Below are 17,310 nucleotides of genomic sequence, written 5' to 3'. Positions count from 1 at the left end.
CGCGTCCGCCGGTCCGGGACATCTCACGGATTTGGGGCGGATGCCTTGGGAGCCAACATGATATCCGCAGATCGACCGGCCACCCGGCTCGCAACGCGCCTCGCCTTCCTGGTGGCCGGCTTCGGCGTCGCCTGCTGGGCGCCGCTCATTCCCTATGCCAAGGCGCGCCTTGGCGTCGACGACGGCGTTCTCGGCGTGCTGCTGCTGTGCCTGGGCATCGGCTCGGTGGTCGCCATGCTGATGACGGGCATGCTGAGCGCCCGTTACGGCAGCAAGCCGATCATCATCGGCGGCGCCGTGGGCATGGCTCTGTTCCTGCCGCTTCTGGCGGTGGTGTCGACGCCGCTGACGCTCGGGCTGACGCTGTTCGTGTTCGGCGGCTCGCTGGGCTCGCTCGACGTCGCCATGAACATTCACGCCGTCGAGGTGGAAAAGGCGGCCAAACGGCCGCTGATGTCGGGCTTCCACGGTCTCTACAGCGTCGGCGGCTTCATCGGCTCGATGTTTGCCATCTTCCTGCTGTCGGTGCAGCTCGGGCCGTTGCCGACCATGCTGGTCGCTTCTGCGCTGATGCTGGCGGCGACGCTGGTCATCGCGCCGCGCCTGTTGACGGCGGCGAAGGCCGATGGCGGCCCGTTGTTCGCCGTACCTCGCGGCTTCGTGCTGCTGCTCGCCATACTCACGGCCATCGTCTTCCTGGTGGAAGGGGCGGTGCTCGACTGGGGCGCGCTCTACCTGACCGGCGCCGGACTGGTGGGGCCAGAGCAGGGCGGCATGGGCTACATGGTGTTCTCCATCGCCATGACGGTGATGCGGCTCGCCGGTGATGCTGTGGTCGGTCGAGTTGGCGACCGGGCCACGCTGTTCTGGGGCAGTGTGATCGGCATCGCCGGCTTCGCGGTGGTGCTCCTGGCGCCGTTCGCCGCCGTCGCCATGCTCGGCTTCCTGCTGGTGGGCTTCGGCCTTGCCAACATCGTGCCGATCCTGTTCCGCCGGGCCGGCAACCAGACGGTCATGCCGGGCGGGCTCGCCATCTCCGCCGTCACCACGGCCGGTTATGCCGGCGTTCTGCTGGGACCGGCCGGCATCGGCTTCGTCGCCCAGATGACCAGTCTTCCCGCGTCGCTGTGGATGCTGACGGCGCTGATGCTGCTGGTGACGCTGACCGCCGGTCGCGTGACCGGATCGATGCACTGAAGGAAATGCCCATGCGTCTTGCCCATGTCGCCCTGTGGACCCTCGACCTCGATGCCGCCGCCGCGTTCTGGGTGCGCTATTTCGATGCCGAGGTCGGCGAAGTCTACGAGAGCCGCAACCGGCCGGGCTTCCGGTCGCGCTTCGCGCGGCTGCCGGACGGTGGCGCCGTCGAGCTGATGGCCGGGCCGTGGGTCGAGCCGACCGCGGAGGTCGAACGCACCGGCTGGGATCACATCGCCGTCTCGCTGGGCAGCGCGGCCACCGTCGATGCGCTGGCCGCCCGCTGCAAGGCGGATCGATGCCTCGTCTCGGGGCCACGCTGGACCGGCGACGGCTTCTATGAGGCGGTGATCGCCGCGCCCGACGGCATCCGCGTCGAAATCACGGCGTAAAAGCTAGACCGGCGCCCAGACGACATCCTCGATGGAGCGGGCGCCGCTCGCCAGCACCACAAGCCGCTCGAAGCCCAGCGCGATGCCGGAGGCTTCGGGCATGTGGGCGAGGGCGGCGAGGAACTCCTCGTCGATCGGGTAGCGTTCGCCGTAGATGCGTTCCTTGATCTCCATCTCCTCCTCGAAGCGGCGGCGCTGCTCGGTCGGATCGGTCAGCTCGCCGAAGGCGTTGGCGAGCTCGACGCCGCAGGCATAGAGCTCGAAGCGCTCGGCAAGGCGCGGGTCGCGGGCGACGGGGCGGGAGAGGGCGGCCTCGCACACGGGATACTCGTAGAAGATGGCCGGCCGTCCGAAGCCGAGGTTCGGCTCGATGCTCTCGACGAGGATGCGCGAGTAGATGTCGGTCCAGCTGTCGTCGGCGACGACGCGGTAGCCGCGCGCCTCGGCCCGCGCGGCGAGGCCGTCGCGATCGGGCGCGCCGGGGTCGTCGGTGAGCGTTGCGAGAAGATCGATGCCGGCATGGCGCTCGAAGGCCTCGGCGACGGTGAGCCTTTCCGGTTCGGCGAAGGGATCGGCGGTGTGGCCGCGCCAGACGAACCGGTCGCGCCCGAGCGTTTCGGCGGCGAGCCGCATCAGCGCCACGGCGTCGTCCATCAGTTGCTCGTAGGGCTCGTTTGCCCGGTACCATTCGAGCAGCGTGAACTCGGAGGAATGCAGCGCGCCCTTCTCGCGGTTGCGGAAGACGCGGGCGAAATCGAAGATGCGCGTCTCGCCGGCCGCCAACAGCTTCTTGGCGGTGAACTCGGGTGAGGTGTGGAGGTAGCGCGGCGTCCGGCTGCCATCGAGGCCGACCTTTTCGGTGGCGAAAGCGTGCAGATGCGCCTCGTTGCCCGGCGAGACCTGCAGGGCGGGGCATTCGACCTCGGTGAAGCCGGTGTCCTCGAACCAGGAGCGGATGGCGCGCTTGATCTTGCCGCGCGCGGCAAGGAACGGACGGCGGGCAAGATGCCGTTCGACCGACCACCATGGCGATTCTCCGGCCGTTTCGTACATTCCGCCTCTTCCTTTTCCGCTTCAAAAATGTCAGGAGAGACGCGAAGCACGCCCGGAGCCAACGTTCCGAGGCCACGCCACCCTTTTGTCAGGATATCCGATACGTCATGGTCAAGGTCATCGCTAGCCAAATCCGCAAGGGCAACGTCGTCGAGCTGGATGACAAGCTCCACGTCGTCCTGCTGGCCGAAAGCTTCCACCCGGGCAAGGGCACGCCCACCACGCAGATCGACATGCGCCGCATCAACGACGGCGTGAAGGTGTCGGTGCGCTACAAGACCACCGAAATGGTCGAAAAGGCGATGATCGACGAACGTCCCTACACCTTCCTCTATGAGGAAGAGCATGGCTTCGCCTTCATGCAGATGGAATCCTACGAGCAGATTTCCGTTCCGAAGGAAGTGGTCGGCGATCGCGCGCCCTTCCTGGCCGAGAACATGGAGTGCCATGTCGGCGTCTATAACGACATTCCGGTGTCGATCGAGCTGCCGGCGCGCATGACGCTGGAAGTCGTCGAGACCGAGCCGGCGGTGAAGGGCCAGACGGCCGCTTCTTCCTACAAGCCGGCCATCCTGTCGAACGGCGTACGCACCATGGTGCCGCCCTTCGTCTCCGTCGGCACCCGCATCGTGGTGATGACCGAGGACGCCTCCTACGTCGAGCGTGCCAAGGATTGATCGGTTTCAACCGGCGAGAGTCTTGCCGGTTTGCCCATGCGACGCCCGGAAGCCAGTCTTCCGGGCGTTTTTCTTTGTCGGGATGGAACCGAAGACACGTTCCGCGCGTCTCTGGAACAGGCCGTTCGGCCGCGATCCAACTGGAAAGGATCTTCCATGTCCGTAAAATCCATCCTCAGCATCGGTGTCGTCGCTCTTTCGGTCGTCGCTTTCGGCGGCTGCGCCAACACCATCCGCGGCGCGGGCCAGGACACGGCCAATGCCGTCAATGCCACCCAGGCCGCCGGCAACAATATCGGCAATGCCGCTGCCCGCTGATCTTCCTCCGGCGTTCGCCGGCATGGGATGACATGGGCGAACGGGTTCGTTTCGGCCTCCAAACGCCCTTTTCCAGGCTCCGCCGGTCCGTGAGGATGGCGGGGCCTTTTGTCGTTCCACAAAAGCCGCTCAGTTTCTATTCGGCAGCTTCTGCCGGCCGAGGAGCCGGGCGGCTGCCCTGTGCGCCCGAGTTGGAAGAGATGGTCCGCCGATTGCCCTGTATATCTGCCGGGGATCGGCCCGATCCGGTCTCCCTGCGGCCGATGAACCACTTGTTAAGCCTAACGCCTCATAAATGTGGAGAGCTGCCCTCAGGCAGTGCGTGACGCTTGGCTTTCGTTGACGCCCATATGATCCCATGCTATCCCAAATCATCCCGGCAAGCAGGTGATCCGAACCCGATGTCTCCCTCGATTCGAGAGTCGGACGGGCATTCGAAGCGGGGGTCTGCCGAGACGGAGGCTTGCAAAATGCAACGACCGTCCTGGCCGTCGGTCGTGTCCGCGTTACGCGAGCCGCCAGGTCGGATTGCTTCGCAAGAGGCAGGGTTCCGACCCCAAGAACAGGATGTCAGGCACCGCTCGCGGCGGGCTGCGGGGATCGATGAACGGCTTCGTATCGCGCGTCACCAACAGGATCGACCGGAAGGGGCGGGTATCCATCCCGGCGCCTTTCCGTCAGGTTCTGGCGCGCGACGGCTTCGAGGGGCTCTACTGCTATCCCTCCATCGACATGGAAGCGGTGGACTGCGGCGGCAACCTGCTGCTCGCCGAGATCGAGCGCAATCTTGCCCGCTACGCCCCCTTTTCCGAGGATCACGACCTCCTGTCGACGGCCTTCTACGGCTCGTCGGACCGGCTGACCATCGACAGCGAGGGGCGCATCGGCCTGACGCCGGCGCTCCTGGACATTACCGGCATCACCACCGAGGTGACCTTCGTCGGCCAGGGCTACAAGTTTCAAATCTGGGAGCCTTCGCGCTTCGCGGCCTACGAACTGACGGCGCGCGAACGGGCGAGGGCGCTTCGGCGTTCGTCGAGGCCCGCCCCGCAGCCGGAGGGCGGCGCATGACCGAGCTTGCTGCCGCGCCGCACGTTCCCGTTCTTCTCTCTGAGGTGCTGTCCGCGCTGTCGCCGCTTGAGGGCGTCGTCGTAGTCGATGGCACCTTCGGCGCCGGTGGCTACAGCCGCGCCATTCTGGCCGGTGGCGCCGGTCGCGTCATCGCCATCGACCGCGACCCTACGGCCATCGAAGCCGGCGCCGCCGTGGTTGCCGCAAGTGGCGGCCGCCTGACGCTGGTGCCCGGCACCTTCTCCGAGCTCGACAGGCTGGCCCGGGAAGTCGGCGAAGCGTCGGTCGACGCCGTCGTGCTCGACATCGGCGTGTCGTCCATGCAGCTGGATCGGGCCGAGCGCGGCTTTTCCTTCCGCGCCGACGGTCCGCTCGACATGCGCATGAGCCTTTCCGGCCCGACGGCGGCCGACGTGGTCAACACGCTCGACGTCAAGGAACTCGCCCGCCTGTTCTGGATCTACGGCGAGGAAAAGCAGTCGATGCGCATCGCCAGGGCGATCGTGGCGCGACGCGACAGCCAGCCGTTCAGCCGCACGGCCGAGCTGGTCTCGGCTATCGAAAGCGTGCTGGGCGGCAAGCGCTTCGGCGAGATGCACCCGGCGACGCGCGCCTTTCAGGCGCTGCGCATCCACGTCAATGGCGAACTCGATCAGCTGTCCGATGCCCTGGCCGCCGCCGAACGCGTGCTGAAGCCGGGCGGCCGGCTCGTCGTCGTCACCTTCCATTCCCTCGAGGATCGCATCGTCAAACGCTTCTTCGCCGACCGCTCTCGCGAGCGGGCCGGCGGATCGCGCCACCAGCCGGAGGCCACCGTGCCGCCGGCTACCTTCCGTCTCGATGGGCGGCAGCCGGTCGAAGCCGGCGAGGCGGAGCTTTCCACGAACCCGCGCGCCCGATCGGCCAAGCTCAGGTTCGGCATTCGCACCGAGGCGCCGGCCCGTCCGATCGACCGCGCCGCGCTCGGCGTGCCCAGTCTTGCGAGGGAACGGCCATGACCCGCTATATCAACGCCCTCCTGGTGTTCCTGATGGTGCTGTCGGCGGCGGCCGTCTACGACATGAAATACGAGGCGGAGATCGCCGCCGAGAACATCAAGCAGACGCAGGCGGAAATCACCCAGGCGCGAGAGGACATCTCGCTGCTCAAGGCGGAGTGGGCGCTGCTCACCCGCCCGGCCCGCATGCGCGATCTTGTGGAGCGGCATCAGGACATCCTGAATCTCACGCCGCTGTCCTCCAACCATATCGGCACGCTCGCCGACATCCCCGAAAAGCCGGTGGCGCCGCCGGTCGAAGCGCCGGTCGAACGTTCGGCCGACGGTTCGGCGGTCCTGCCCCAGATTCAAGACGATACGAGACGGGTACAATGAACTTCCGGTTTGGTCCGTTCAGAAAGTCCGCCGAGCCGGTGGCCGCCGCCACCGGCCAGGAGTTTCGCGCATCGGCGCGGCGCGGCGCGGGCGATACCATGCGCGGCCGGATCATTCTCGCCTCGGCGTGCTTCATTCTCGTCTACGGCACCATCGTCGGCCGCCTCGTCCAGATGGGCGTCAGCCTGCCGCAGGAGTCGGTGACGCTGGGCAACGCCCAGGCGGCGGTGTCGGCCGCCCGTCCCGACATCCTCGACCGCAACGGCGAGATCCTCGCCACCGACATCAAGTTCGCTTCGCTCTATGCCGAGCCGCGGCGCGTCGTCGATCCCGACGAGGCGACCGAGCAGCTTGCCACCGTTTTCCCCGACCTCGGCACCGACGCGGTGCGCCAGCGCCTCGCTTCCAAGCAGGGTTTCCTGTGGCTCAAGCGTGAGATCACGCCGGCCCAGCAGGCGGCGGTGCATGCCCTCGGCATTCCCGGCATCGGCTTCCTGACCGAGAACAAGCGCTTCTATCCGTCGGGCCGGACGGTCGCCTTCGTGACCGGCCACGTCAACATCGACAACCAGGGCATCGCCGGCATCGAGAAATACATCGACGACCAGTGGCTCGGCGACCTGCAGAAGGCCGGCATGGCCACCAACCTCGAGCCGATCAAGCTGTCGATCGATCTGCGCGTGCAGCAGGTGCTGCACGACGAGATCACGGCGGCGATGCAGCGCTACACGGCGAAGTCCTCGGCGGCGGTGGTGCTCAACGTCAAGACCGGCGAAGTCCTCGGCATGACCTCGGCGCCCGACTACGACCCGATGAATCCGGCCGAGGCGCTCGACCCCAACAACATGAACCGCGCTTCGGCGGCGGTCTACGAGATGGGCTCGACGTTCAAGATATTCGCCACCGCGATGGCGCTCGATTCGGGCAAGGTGACGATGAACGACACCTTCGACGCCACCAAGGGCCTGACCATCGGCGGCTTCACCATCCACGACTTCCACGGCAAGCACCGCGTGCTGACCGTGCCGGAAATCTTCATCTACTCCTCCAACGTCGGCACCGGCCGCGAAGCGCTCAAGGTCGGTTCCGCCGGCCAGCAGGAGTTTCTCAAGCGCCTGGGGCTGATGGACAAGGTGCCGACCGAACTTCCTGAGATCGCCCGGCCGATCCTTCCCCGGCGTTGGTCGGATCTCGTCACCGTCACCATCTCCTTCGGCCACGGCATCTCCGTGTCGCCGCTTGCCACCGCCATGGCGGCCAGCTCGGTGATGAACGGCGGCATCCTCATTCCGCCGACCTTCTTCCCGCGCAGCGAAGAACAGGCCCGCCTGATCGGCAAGCGCGTGCTGAAGCAGTCGACGTCGGACCAGATGCGCTACCTGATGCGCCTCAACGTGCTGGCACCGGGCGGTTCGGGCAAGTCGGCCGACATTCCCGGCTATCGCATCGGCGGCAAGACCGGCACCGCCGAGAAGGTCGAGAACGGCCGCTATTCCAACAACAAGCGCTTCAACGCCTTCGTCGCCACCTTCCCGATCGACGATCCGCAGTATCTCGTGCTGGTGGTTATCGACGAGCCCAATCCCGAGCGTCCCGGCCTGCCGGCGACCGCCGGCATGAACTCCGGCCCGACGGCCGGCAACATCATCGGCCGCATCGCGCCGATGCTCAACGTCGAGCCGCGTTTCGACGACGTCGACGTGCCGCTGATGGCCGCTTACTGAGAAAACCGTCCCTCGCCGGCGGCGAAGCGAAGGACGGTGTGGATAGAGTGAGTTGTCCTCATTTAGATCGCAAATCGAGGACAGTGTGCGGCGTCCCGCGATCAAATAATGGACGGTCATATGAAACTCGCCGAACTTGCGCCCGACATCCTCACGCTCGATCCGGCCCTTCGCCGCGTATCGATTACCGGCGTTACCGCCGACAGCCGCGAGGTGGTACCCGGTTCGCTGTTCGTGGCGCTGCCCGGCACCCGTGCCAAGGGTACCGATTTCATTCCCCAGGCCATCGAGAAGGGCGCGGCGGTGGTGCTCGCCGACACCGAGGACGACCTGCCGTCCGGCCTCACCGTGCCCGTCCTGCGCGACAACGATCCCGCCCGGCGCTTCGCCCGCATGCTCGCCCGCTTCTATGGCCCGCAACCGAAGACAGTCGTGGCCGTGACCGGCACCAACGGCAAGACCTCGGTGGCCGCCTTCGTCCGGCAGATCTGGCTCGCCGCCGGCTACGAGGCGGCGTCGATCGGCACGGTCGGCGTGACGACCAAGGCCGGCAACGCCTACGGCAACATGACGACGCCGGATGCCGCGACACTGCACCGGACGCTGCACGACCTTGCCGCCGACGGCATCGACCACGTGGCGATGGAGGCCTCCTCGCACGGGCTCATCCAGCGCCGGCTCGACGGCGTCGAGGTGGCCGCCGGCGCCTTCACCAATCTGTCGCGCGACCACCTCGACTATCACGGCTCCATGGAAGCCTACATGGCCGCCAAGATGCGGCTGTTCGACACCATCCTGCATCCCGGCTCCGGCGCGGTGGTCAACCTCGATGACGTCTACGGCGAGGCCTTCGCTTCGGCGGCGCGCATCTCCGGCCTCGATCTCCAGACGGTCGGCGCCGCCGGCAGCCGCATCCGCATTCTCGACGTCGCCCGCGACGGCTGGGCGCAGGTCGCCACCGTCGACATCGGCGACGGGCCGCGTCCGGTGCGCATTCCGCTGGTCGGCGCCTTCCAGGTGTCGAACGCGCTGGTCGCGGCGGCGTTGGCCGCCGCCGACGGCTCGGTGTCGCTCTCCGACGCGCTCGACGCGCTCGACGGCATCAAGGGCGCCAAGGGGCGACTGGAGCTGGTCGGCTATGCGCCGTCCGACGCGCCGGTCTTCGTCGACTTCGCTCATACGCCGGCCGCCCTCGAAGTGGCCTTGCAGACGCTTCGCCCCTTCACCTCCGGCCGCCTGATCGTCGCCTTCGGCGCCGGCGGCGACCGCGACAAGGGCAAGCGGCCGCAGATGGGCGAGGTTTGCGCCCGCCTCGCCGACGTCGCCATCGTCACCGACGACAATCCACGCACCGAGGATGCCGCGACCATCCGGGCCGAAGTGATGGCCGGTTGTCCCGGTGGCGTCGAGATCGGCGATCGCACGACGGCGGTGCGCGAGGGCATCGCCATGCTCGGCCCGGACGACGTGTTCCTGATCGCCGGCAAGGGCCACGAGACCGGCCAGATCATCGGCCGCGAGACGGTGCATTATTCCGACCATGAGGCGGTGCTGGCGGCGCCGGGCGTGACGCCGGCCGACCGTTCGCTGTGGCCGGCCGACGACTTCGTCAAGGCGCTCGGCGGAAAGGCCGAAGGCGAGATCCCACCCGTCGACAGCATTTCCATCGACAGCCGCACCGTCGAACGGGGCGGGGCCTTCTTCGCCATCGCCGGCGACCGTTTCGACGGCCATGACTTCGTCGAGGGCGCGCTTGGCAAGGGCGCGGCGGTGGCCGTGGTGTCGAGCGAGAAGCGCGCCGCGCTGCCGGCCGACATCGGCCCGCTGGTGGTGGTCGACGACGTGCTCGCCGGTCTCGGCCGGCTGGGCGTCCGGGCGCGCGAGCGCACCGCCGCCAAGGTGATCGCCATTACCGGCTCGGTCGGCAAGACCTCGACCAAGGAAGCGTTGCGCGAGGCGCTGACGCCGTCGGGCTCGGTGCATGCCTCGGCCAAGTCCTTCAACAACCACTGGGGCGTTCCGCTGACGCTCGCCCGCATGCCCTCCGGCAGCCGCTACGGCGTGTTCGAGATCGGCATGAACCACCCCGGCGAGATCACGCCGCTGGTCGGCATGGTGCGTCCGCATGTCGCCATCGTCACCACCGTGGCGCCGGTGCACCTTGAGCATTTCAGCTCCGTCGAGGCGATCGCCGAGGCCAAGGCCGAGATCTTCTCCGGTCTCGAACCGGGCGGCACCGCCATCCTCAACCGCGACGGAGAGTTCTCCTCGCTGCTGGCCGAGCGCGCCCGCGCCCATGGCGCCAAGGTGGTGTTCTTCGGCGAACATGCCGAAGCCGAGGCGCGGCTCATCAAGTGTTCGCTGAACGAGACCTGCACCGCTATCACCGCCGACATCCTCGGCGAGGTCGTCACCTACAAGCTCGGCGCGCCGGGTCGGCACATCGCCCAGAACTCGCTCGCCGTCCTGGCGGCGGTCAAGATCGTCGGCGGTGACCTCACCCGGGCGATGCTGGCCTTGCAGGCGCATCAGCAGCCGAAGGGGCGCGGCAAGCGCCACGAACTCGTGGTGTTCGGCGGCACGGCGCGGCTGATCGACGAAAGCTACAACGCCAACCCCACCTCCATGCGGGCGGCCATCGAGCTGCTCGGCTCGGCCACGGTGGAGGGGCAGGGGCGCCGCGTCGCCGTGCTCGGCGACATGCTGGAACTGGGGCCGGGGGCGGCGGACCTGCACGCGGGGCTGGCCGAGCCGCTCAAGGCGGCCAAGGTGGATACGGTGTTCTGCGCCGGACCGCTGATGCACAACCTCTGGCAGGAGCTGCCGCGCGCCATGCGCGGCGCCTATGCCGAGACGTCGAAGGCGCTGACCGACACGCTTCTCGACGACGTCAGGGCCGGCGACGTGCTGATGGTCAAGGGCTCGCTCGGCAGCGCCATGGGGCCGCTGGTCGAGGCGCTGATCGCCCGCTTCGGCAGCGAGGCGTCGAGCTGAGTTGTCATGCCCCGACGCGGGTAGGCAACGCGTGGAAGAGGGACTAATACGGGGCCGCGCCGCGAACCACGAGGGCAAAGATGCCCGGACGCGACGATGGAATGGAGAGCTTTAAAAAATGCTGGTCTACTTGGCCGATTGGGCGGGGCAGTTGTCGGTCCTGAACGTGTTTCGCTACATCACCTTCCGCACCGGCGCGGCGGTGATCACGGCGCTTCTGTTCGTGTTCCTGTTCGGCCCGGCCATCATTTCCTCGCTGCGCATCCGCCAGGGCAAGGGGCAGCCGATCCGCGAGGACGGCCCGCAGACCCACCTTGCCAAGAAGGGCACGCCGACCATGGGCGGCCTGATGATCCTCTCGGGCATCCTGGTGGCGACGCTGCTCTGGGCCGATCTCGCCAGCCCCTACGTCTGGACGGTGCTGCTCGTCACCGTCGCCTTCGGCACCATCGGCTTCTATGACGACTACCTCAAGGTGACCAAGCAGTCGCACAAGGGCCTGTCGGGCCGCGCCAGGCTGATGCTGGAGGCGGTGATCGCCATGCTGGCCTGCCTCGTCATCATGTCGGCCGGGCAGGCCGGCGCCGTGCCCAGTGAGGAACACCTCGCCACGTCGCTGACCTTTCCCTTCGTCAAGACGCTGATGATCAACCTCTGGTACTTCTATGTGCCGTTCGGCGCCTTCGTGATCGTCTCGGCCGGCAATGCGGTGAACCTGACCGACGGCCTCGACGGCCTCGCCATCGTGCCGGTGATGATCGCGGCGGCGAGCTTCGCGCTGATCTCCTACCTCGCCGGCAACTACGTCTTCGCCAACTACCTGCAGATCCACTATGTGGTCGGCACCGGCGAGCTCGCGGTCATCTGCGGCGCGGTGATCGGCGCCGGCATCGGCTTTCTGTGGTTCAACGCGCCCCCGGCCGCCATCTTCATGGGCGACACCGGTTCGCTGGCCCTCGGCGGCCTGATTGGCACGGTGGCGGTGGCGGTGAAGCACGAGATCGTGCTGGCCATCGTCGGCGGCCTGTTCGTGCTGGAGGCGGTGTCGGTGATCATCCAGGTCGCCTCCTACAAGCTGACCGGCAAGCGCGTCTTCAAGATGGCACCCATCCACCATCATTTCGAACAGCTCGGCTGGACCGAATCGCAGGTGGTGATCCGCTTCTGGATCATCGCCGTCGTGCTGGCGCTGATCGGTCTGTCGTCCCTCAAGCTGCGCTGACGGAGGCTCCGGCGATGATCCCCATCACCTCGATGAAAGGCAAGCGAGTCGCGGTTTTCGGCCTCGGCGGTTCCGGGCTGATCACGGCCGAGGCGCTGATGGCCGGCGGGGCGGATGTCATCGCCTGGGACGACAATGAAGCGGCGCGCGCCGCCGCCGAGGCGCGCGACATTCCGGTCACCGACTGGCGGGGCAGCGAGTTCGGCGCCTTTTCGGCGCTGGTGCTGGCGCCCGGCGTTCCGCTCACCCACCCCGAGCCGCACTGGACGGTGAAGATCGCCCGCGACGCCGGCGTCGAGATCATCGGCGACATCTGCCTGTTCGCCCGCGAACGGACCTACCGGTCGCCGACGACGCCCTTCGTCGCCATCACCGGCACCAACGGCAAGTCGACGACGACGGCGCTGGTCCATCACATCCTGAAGTCGGCCGGCAAGGACGTCGAGATCGGCGGCAACTTCGGGCCTGCCGTGCTCGGTCTCAGCGACTTCGCGCCCGACCGCTTCTATGTCGTCGAATGCTCGTCGTTCCAGATCGACCTCGCGCCGGGCATCGACGCCAGCATCGGCATCCAGCTCAACCTCACCGAGGACCACCTCGACCGCCACGGCTCGATCGAGGGCTACGCGGCGGTGAAGGAGAAGCTGGTGGATGGCGCCAAGGTGGCGGTCGTCGGCGTCGACGATGCCTATAGCGCCGCCATGGCGACGCGACGCGAGTCCAAGGGGCTGGAGACGATCCGCATCTCGACGCGCGGCGCCGTGGCGCAGGGCGTCTGGGCGGTGTCGGGCCGGATCATCGAGCCGATGGGCCTTGCCCAGACGGTGGTCTACGACCTGCACGGCCATCCGATCCTGAAGGGCGTCCACAACGCCCAGAACGTGGCGGCGGCGGTGGCGGCGACGCGCCGGCTCGGCCTGGGGCTCGATCAGGTGCGCAAGGGCATCGAGACCTTCCCCGGCCTTGCCCATCGCATGGAGCCGATCGGCCGGTCCGGTTCGGTCATCCTCGTCAACGACAGCAAGGCGACCAACGCCGACGCCGCGGCCAAGGCGCTCGCCAGCTTCGACAACATATACTGGATCGCCGGCGGCAAGCCGAAGAGCGGCGGCATCGCCCCGCTCAGCGGCTTCTTCCCGAAGATCGCCAAGGCCTACCTGATCGGCATCGCCGCCGAAGAGTTCGCCGCCACCATCGACGGCGAGGCGCCGCATGCCGTCGTCGAAACGCTCGACCGCGCGGTGTCCGAGGCGCTGACCGACGCGCTGGCCGCCACCGAGGCGTCCGGCGGCGAGGCGGTGGTGCTCCTGTCGCCGGCCTGCGCCTCCTACGACCAGTTCAAGAACTTCGAGGTGCGCGGCGATCACTTCCGCGAACTCGTGCTGACCGACCCCCGCGTCAAGCCGTTCCAGGAGAAAGCCTGATGGTCTCGCGTGCCGAACGCAACCCGGTGGCCGACTGGTGGTTCACCGTCGACAAGCTCCTGCTCATCGCCTTCCTGGCGCTGATCTTCGGCGGCATCGTGCTGTCGCTGGCGGCAAGCCCCGCCGTCGCCGAGCGCATCGGCATCGCCGACAGCTACTACTTCGTGAAACGGCAGGCGATGTTCGCCATCCCGGCGATCGTCACGCTGATCGGGGTTTCCTTCCTCAACCCCAAGCAGATCCGCCGGGCGGCGCTGGCCGGCTTCGTCGTCTGCGTCGTGCTGCTGGTCCTGACGCTGCTGATCGGCCCCGAGGTCAAGGGATCGCGCCGCTGGATCACCATACTGGGCATGTCGGTGCAGCCGTCGGAGTTCATGAAGCCGATGTTCGCCATCCTCGTCGGCTTCCTGCTGGCCGAGGGGCAGAAGCGGCCCGACCTGCCGGGGCGCAGCTTCTCGATGCTGCTGCTCGGCATCGTGGCGGCGCTGTTCGTGGCCCAGCCCGACTTCGGCCAGACCATGCTGATCTGTCTCACCTGGGCGGGCCTGTTCTTCATCTCCGGCATGAGCTGGATGTGGATCGTGGCGTTCGCCGGGGCCGGCGTCACCGGCATCCTTTCCGCCTACACGATGGTGCCGCACGTGCGCTCGCGCATCGAGCGCTTCATGAACCCCGAAGCCGGCGACACCTTCCAGGTGCAGACCGCGCAGGAGGCCTTCATCAACGGTGGCTGGTGGGGGCAGGGGCCGGGCGAGGGCACCTTCAAGCGCATCCTGCCCGACAGCCACACCGACTTCGTGTTCGCCGTGCTGGGCGAGGAGTTCGGCCTCGTGCTCTGCATGTGCCTGGCGCTGGTGTTCGCCTTCGTGGTGCTGCGCGGCATGAGCCACGCCATGAGGGAGAACGACGGCTACGTCCGCCTCGCCACCACCGGCCTCATCATGCTGTTCGGCTTGCAGTCCTGCATCAACATGGCGGTGAACCTGCACCTGATGCCGGCCAAGGGCATGACGCTTCCCTTCATCTCCTATGGCGGTTCGTCGCTGGTGGCGGTGGCCCTTTCGATGGGCATGCTGCTGGCGCTGACCCGCAAGCGGCCCGACCAGACCCGGTTCGTGGCGCCGATGGAATTTTCGCCGCTGCCCGGCCGAGGCTGACCCATGACCCGCACAATCCTGATCGCCGCCGGTGGAACCGGCGGTCATCTCTTTCCCGCCGAATCCCTCGCCCATGCGCTGGCTCCGCGCGGTTTCGACATTCATCTCGCCACCGACCACAGGGCCAACAACTACGGCTCGGAGTTTCCCGCCCGCGAGATCCACATCATCGCCTCGGCGACCTTCGGCGATCGCTCGCCGCTCGGCCTCGCGAAGTCGGCCGCCAACCTGGCGCGCGGCGAGGTGCAGTCGCTGTCGCTGGTGCGCAGGCTCGACCCGGCCGTGACCATCGGCTTCGGCGGCTATCCGACGCTGCCGCCGCTCGTCGCCGCCTGGCTGACGAAGCGCCCGACCATCGTTCATGAGGCCAACGCGGTGATGGGCCGGGCCAACCGGTTTCTGGCGCCGCGCGTCACGGCCATCGCCACCACCTTCAAGGACACCGGCCTGATGGGCTCGGGCGCTGCCCGCGCCGTCGTCACCGGCAATCCGGTGCGGCCGAAGGTGCTGGCCGCCGTCGCCCCCTATCGCGAGCCCACCGAGGGCGGCAAGATCGACCTCCTGGTGTTCGGCGGCAGCCAGGGCGCGCGGGTGTTCGGCGATCTGATGCCGCCAGCGCTCGAGAAGCTGCCGTCTGATGTGGCGGCGCGGCTCCACCTCGTGCAGCAGGTGCGGCCCGAGGACATGGAGCGCGTCGGCGCCGTCTACGCCCGGCTCGGCATCGAGCACGCAATCGCGCCCTTCTTCGTCGACCTGCCGGACCGCATCGCCAACGCTCACCTCGTCGTCTGCCGGTCGGGCGCCTCGTCGGTGGCCGAGCTGACCGTCATCGGTCGGCCCTCCATCCTGGTGCCGCTGCCGCACGCGCTCGACAACGATCAGAAGACCAACGCCCTCGGCCTGGAAAGGGCGGGCGGCGCCATCATGGCCGAGCAGGCGTCACTGACGCCAGCCAAGATGGCCGATCTCATCACCGGTCTCGTTCGGGCGCCGGAGCGCCTTTCCGCCATGGCTGCCGCGGCCAGGGGCGAGGGACGTCCGGACGCGGTGGAACGACTGGCCGATCTCGTCGAGTTCATCGCTTCCGGCGGCAAGCCCGCCGATTTCGCTTCCAGTTTTGCTTCCAGGGAACTACGTCCATGAAAATGCCCCGCGACATCGGGCCGGTTCATTTCGTCGGCATCGGCGGTATCGGCATGAGCGGCATCGCCGAAGTCCTGCAGGATCTCGGCTACCGCGTGCAGGGCTCCGACCAGGCCGAGAATGCCAACGTCGAACGCCTTCGCGCCTCGGGCATTCCGGTGACGGTTGGCCACAAGGCCGAGAACCTCGGCGCGGCCGAGGTGCTGGTGGTCTCCTCGGCCATCAAGCGCGACAATCCCGAACTGGTGGCGGCCCGCGAGCGGCACCTGCCGATTGTCCGCCGCGCCGAGATGCTCGCCGAGCTGATGCGCTTCAAGCAGGCGATCGCCATCGGCGGCACCCATGGCAAGACGACGACCACCTCGCTGGTGGCGGCGCTGCTCGACGCTGGCGGGCTCGACCCCACCGTCATCAACGGCGGCATCATCAACGCCTATGGCACCAATGCCCGCATGGGCGCCGGCGACTGGATGGTGGTGGAGGCCGACGAGAGCGACGGCACCTTCGTCAAGCTGCCGGCCGACATCGCCATCGTCACCAACATCGATCCCGAGCATCTCGATCACTACGGCACCTTCGACGCCGCCCGCGCCGCCTTCCGGCAGTTCATCGAGAACGTGCCCTTCTACGGCTTCGCGGTGATGTGCCTCGACCATCCGGAGGTGCAGGCGCTGGTGTCCAAGATCGAGGACCGGCGCATCATCACCTACGGGCAGAACCCGCAGGCCGACGTCCGCTTCGCCGATCTCCGCATCGAAGGCGGCCATTCGCGCTTCTCGGTGGAGATCCGCGACCGCGTCACCGGCGTCGAGACCGTCATTCCGGCGCTGGAGCTGCCGATGCCCGGCCGGCACAACGTCTCCAACGCCACGGCGGCGATCGCCGTCGCCCATCGGCTCGGCATCTCGGCCGAGGCGATCCGCAAGGGGCTCGGCGCCTTCGGCGGCGTCAAGCGTCGCTTCACCCGCACCGGCGACTTCAACGGCGTCACCATCTACGACGACTACGGCCACCATCCGGTGGAGATCATGGCGGTGCTCAGGGCGGCGCGCGAGGGCGCGACCGGCAAGGTGGTGGCGGTGATGCAGCCGCACCGCTACAGCCGCCTGCAGTCGCTGTTCCCCGACTTCTGCAAGGCGTTCAACGACGCCGACACGGTGATCATCGCCGACGTCTATCCGGCCGGCGAGCAGCCGATCGAGGGTGCCGACAAGGACCATCTCGTCTCCGGCATCAAGGCGGCCGGCCATCGCGATGCCCGCGCCCTCGAAGGGCCGGACAAGCTGGCGGCCACCATCGCCTCGATCGCGCGGCCCGGCGACATGGTTGTCTGCCTCGGCGCCGGCAACATCACCCAGTGGGCCTATGCGCTGCCCGGTCAGCTCAAGGCGCAGGCGGAGGGCGAGGGATGACCGTGGTTCTCTCGTCGGGCCGCTTGACCGCTACAGAGGGCTACCCCTCTCCCTGTCCCTCCCCCACAAGGGGGGAGGGGACGATGGGACCAGCGACCAAGCCGTTGAAGTCGCGCCGAGTATTCCAGCTGGCCAAGTCGCACCAGCCGCGTTC

General features: G+C 67.7%; 15 protein-coding genes and 1 pseudogene. 15 read left to right on the top strand and 1 reads right to left on the bottom strand.

Translation table 11 applies throughout. The features are described from left to right. Positions 1-57 precede the first annotated feature (57 nt). Together M4J39_RS21740 and M4J39_RS21735 are read left to right on the top strand one after the other, a co-directional pair. Positions 58-1,197, top strand: coding sequence for an MFS transporter (locus tag M4J39_RS21740; protein WP_251730591.1), 1,140 nt, complete (start codon positions 58-60; stop codon positions 1,195-1,197). 11 nt (positions 1,198-1,208) lie between these two features. After that, positions 1,209-1,589 (top strand): VOC family protein, encoded by a 381-nt coding sequence (locus M4J39_RS21735; RefSeq protein WP_251730590.1) that lies wholly within the window; start codon positions 1,209-1,211, stop codon positions 1,587-1,589. A gap of 3 nt (positions 1,590-1,592) precedes the next feature. Here the strand turns inward: M4J39_RS21735 and epmA are convergent, their stop codons facing one another. Beyond that, positions 1,593-2,642 (bottom strand): EF-P lysine aminoacylase EpmA, encoded by a 1,050-nt coding sequence (epmA, locus tag M4J39_RS21730; RefSeq protein WP_251730589.1) that lies wholly within the window; start codon positions 2,640-2,642, stop codon positions 1,593-1,595. 107 nt (positions 2,643-2,749) lie between these two features. Here epmA and efp point away from each other — a divergent pair, with 107 nt between their 5' ends. The 13 genes and pseudogenes from efp to murC all read left to right on the top strand — a co-directional run bounded on the left by efp (position 2,750) and on the right by murC (position 17,156). After that, the gene (gene efp, locus M4J39_RS21725) at positions 2,750-3,319 is read left to right on the top strand and encodes an elongation factor P (protein WP_251730588.1); all 570 of its coding nucleotides are present in this window, start codon (positions 2,750-2,752) and stop codon (positions 3,317-3,319) included. A gap of 156 nt (positions 3,320-3,475) precedes the next feature. Beyond that, entirely contained in the window at positions 3,476-3,637 is a 162-nt protein-coding gene (locus M4J39_RS21720) for an entericidin (RefSeq protein ID WP_251730587.1), read from the top strand. Positions 3,638-4,204: 567 nt separating this feature from the next. Beyond that, complete coding sequence (gene mraZ, locus M4J39_RS21715; RefSeq protein ID WP_371875497.1) at positions 4,205-4,708, top strand: division/cell wall cluster transcriptional repressor MraZ; 504 nt, start codon at positions 4,205-4,207, stop codon at positions 4,706-4,708. After that, on the top strand, positions 4,705-5,706 hold the full coding sequence (gene rsmH / locus M4J39_RS21710) for a 16S rRNA (cytosine(1402)-N(4))-methyltransferase RsmH (RefSeq protein WP_251730586.1): 1,002 nt from the start codon (positions 4,705-4,707) through the stop codon (positions 5,704-5,706). Before mraZ ends, rsmH begins: the two co-directional genes overlap by 4 nt. After that, positions 5,703-6,080, top strand: coding sequence for a hypothetical protein (locus tag M4J39_RS21705; RefSeq protein WP_251730585.1), 378 nt, complete (start codon positions 5,703-5,705; stop codon positions 6,078-6,080). The genes rsmH and M4J39_RS21705 overlap by 4 nt, the downstream gene beginning before the upstream one ends. Further along, positions 6,077-7,804: a penicillin-binding protein 2 gene (locus tag M4J39_RS21700; RefSeq protein ID WP_251730584.1), complete on the top strand. Its 1,728-nt coding sequence runs from the start codon at positions 6,077-6,079 to the stop codon at positions 7,802-7,804. The genes M4J39_RS21705 and M4J39_RS21700 overlap by 4 nt, the downstream gene beginning before the upstream one ends. 108 nt (positions 7,805-7,912) lie before the next feature. Further along, positions 7,913-9,349: pseudogene (locus M4J39_RS23130) on the top strand (UDP-N-acetylmuramoyl-L-alanyl-D-glutamate--2,6-diaminopimelate ligase); the annotation flags it as partial. Between the two features lie 21 nt (positions 9,350-9,370). Continuing rightward, entirely contained in the window at positions 9,371-10,798 is a 1,428-nt protein-coding gene (locus tag M4J39_RS23125) for a UDP-N-acetylmuramoylalanyl-D-glutamyl-2,6-diaminopimelate--D-alanyl-D-alanine ligase (RefSeq protein WP_371875500.1), read from the top strand. A 118-nt stretch (positions 10,799-10,916) separates the two neighbouring features. Next, the gene (gene mraY / locus M4J39_RS21690; RefSeq protein WP_251730582.1) at positions 10,917-12,020 is read left to right on the top strand and encodes a phospho-N-acetylmuramoyl-pentapeptide-transferase; all 1,104 of its coding nucleotides are present in this window, start codon (positions 10,917-10,919) and stop codon (positions 12,018-12,020) included. A 14-nt stretch (positions 12,021-12,034) separates the two neighbouring features. Further along, complete coding sequence (murD, locus tag M4J39_RS21685) at positions 12,035-13,444, top strand: UDP-N-acetylmuramoyl-L-alanine--D-glutamate ligase (protein WP_251730581.1); 1,410 nt, start codon at positions 12,035-12,037, stop codon at positions 13,442-13,444. After that, positions 13,444-14,601: a putative lipid II flippase FtsW gene (gene ftsW, locus M4J39_RS21680; protein WP_251730580.1), complete on the top strand. Its 1,158-nt coding sequence runs from the start codon at positions 13,444-13,446 to the stop codon at positions 14,599-14,601. Before murD ends, ftsW begins: the two co-directional genes overlap by 1 nt. 3 nt (positions 14,602-14,604) lie before the next feature. After that, a complete protein-coding gene (gene murG / locus M4J39_RS21675; RefSeq protein ID WP_251730579.1) occupies positions 14,605-15,744 on the top strand; it encodes an undecaprenyldiphospho-muramoylpentapeptide beta-N-acetylglucosaminyltransferase in 1,140 nt (379 codons plus the stop codon). Then, the gene (gene murC / locus M4J39_RS21670; RefSeq protein WP_251730578.1) at positions 15,741-17,156 is read left to right on the top strand and encodes a UDP-N-acetylmuramate--L-alanine ligase; all 1,416 of its coding nucleotides are present in this window, start codon (positions 15,741-15,743) and stop codon (positions 17,154-17,156) included. Before murG ends, murC begins: the two co-directional genes overlap by 4 nt. The last annotated feature ends 154 nt before the right edge of the window (positions 17,157-17,310 follow it).

Origin of the sequence: Pleomorphomonas sp. NRK KF1 (genome assembly GCF_023721755.1) — a bacterium.
Taxonomy (GTDB): Bacteria; Pseudomonadota; Alphaproteobacteria; order Rhizobiales; family Pleomorphomonadaceae; genus Pleomorphomonas.
This window is presented reverse-complemented; position numbering and strand designations above follow the sequence as displayed.

What these genes read in the sequence shown, in the direction of transcription:
- efp (WP_251730588.1), top strand. Translation starts at nt 2,750, where the DNA reads ATGGTCAAGGTCATCGCTAGCCAAATCCGCAAGGGCAACGTCGTCGAG.
- rsmH (WP_251730586.1), top strand. Translation starts at nt 4,705, where the DNA reads ATGACCGAGCTTGCTGCCGCGCCGCACGTTCCCGTTCTTCTCTCTGAG.
- murG (WP_251730579.1), top strand. Translation starts at nt 14,605, where the DNA reads ATGACCCGCACAATCCTGATCGCCGCCGGTGGAACCGGCGGTCATCTC.
- murC (WP_251730578.1), top strand. Translation starts at nt 15,741, where the DNA reads ATGAAAATGCCCCGCGACATCGGGCCGGTTCATTTCGTCGGCATCGGC.
- mraZ (WP_371875497.1), top strand. Translation starts at nt 4,205, where the DNA reads ATGTCAGGCACCGCTCGCGGCGGGCTGCGGGGATCGATGAACGGCTTC.
- M4J39_RS21740 (WP_251730591.1), top strand. Translation starts at nt 58, where the DNA reads ATGATATCCGCAGATCGACCGGCCACCCGGCTCGCAACGCGCCTCGCC.
- M4J39_RS21735 (WP_251730590.1), top strand. Translation starts at nt 1,209, where the DNA reads ATGCGTCTTGCCCATGTCGCCCTGTGGACCCTCGACCTCGATGCCGCC.
- murD (WP_251730581.1), top strand. Translation starts at nt 12,035, where the DNA reads ATGATCCCCATCACCTCGATGAAAGGCAAGCGAGTCGCGGTTTTCGGC.
- M4J39_RS21720 (WP_251730587.1), top strand. Translation starts at nt 3,476, where the DNA reads ATGTCCGTAAAATCCATCCTCAGCATCGGTGTCGTCGCTCTTTCGGTC.
- mraY (WP_251730582.1), top strand. Translation starts at nt 10,917, where the DNA reads ATGCTGGTCTACTTGGCCGATTGGGCGGGGCAGTTGTCGGTCCTGAAC.
- M4J39_RS21705 (WP_251730585.1), top strand. Translation starts at nt 5,703, where the DNA reads ATGACCCGCTATATCAACGCCCTCCTGGTGTTCCTGATGGTGCTGTCG.
- M4J39_RS21700 (WP_251730584.1), top strand. Translation starts at nt 6,077, where the DNA reads ATGAACTTCCGGTTTGGTCCGTTCAGAAAGTCCGCCGAGCCGGTGGCC.
- ftsW (WP_251730580.1), top strand. Translation starts at nt 13,444, where the DNA reads ATGGTCTCGCGTGCCGAACGCAACCCGGTGGCCGACTGGTGGTTCACC.
- epmA (WP_251730589.1), bottom strand. Translation starts at nt 2,642, where the DNA reads ATGTACGAAACGGCCGGAGAATCGCCATGGTGGTCGGTCGAACGGCAT.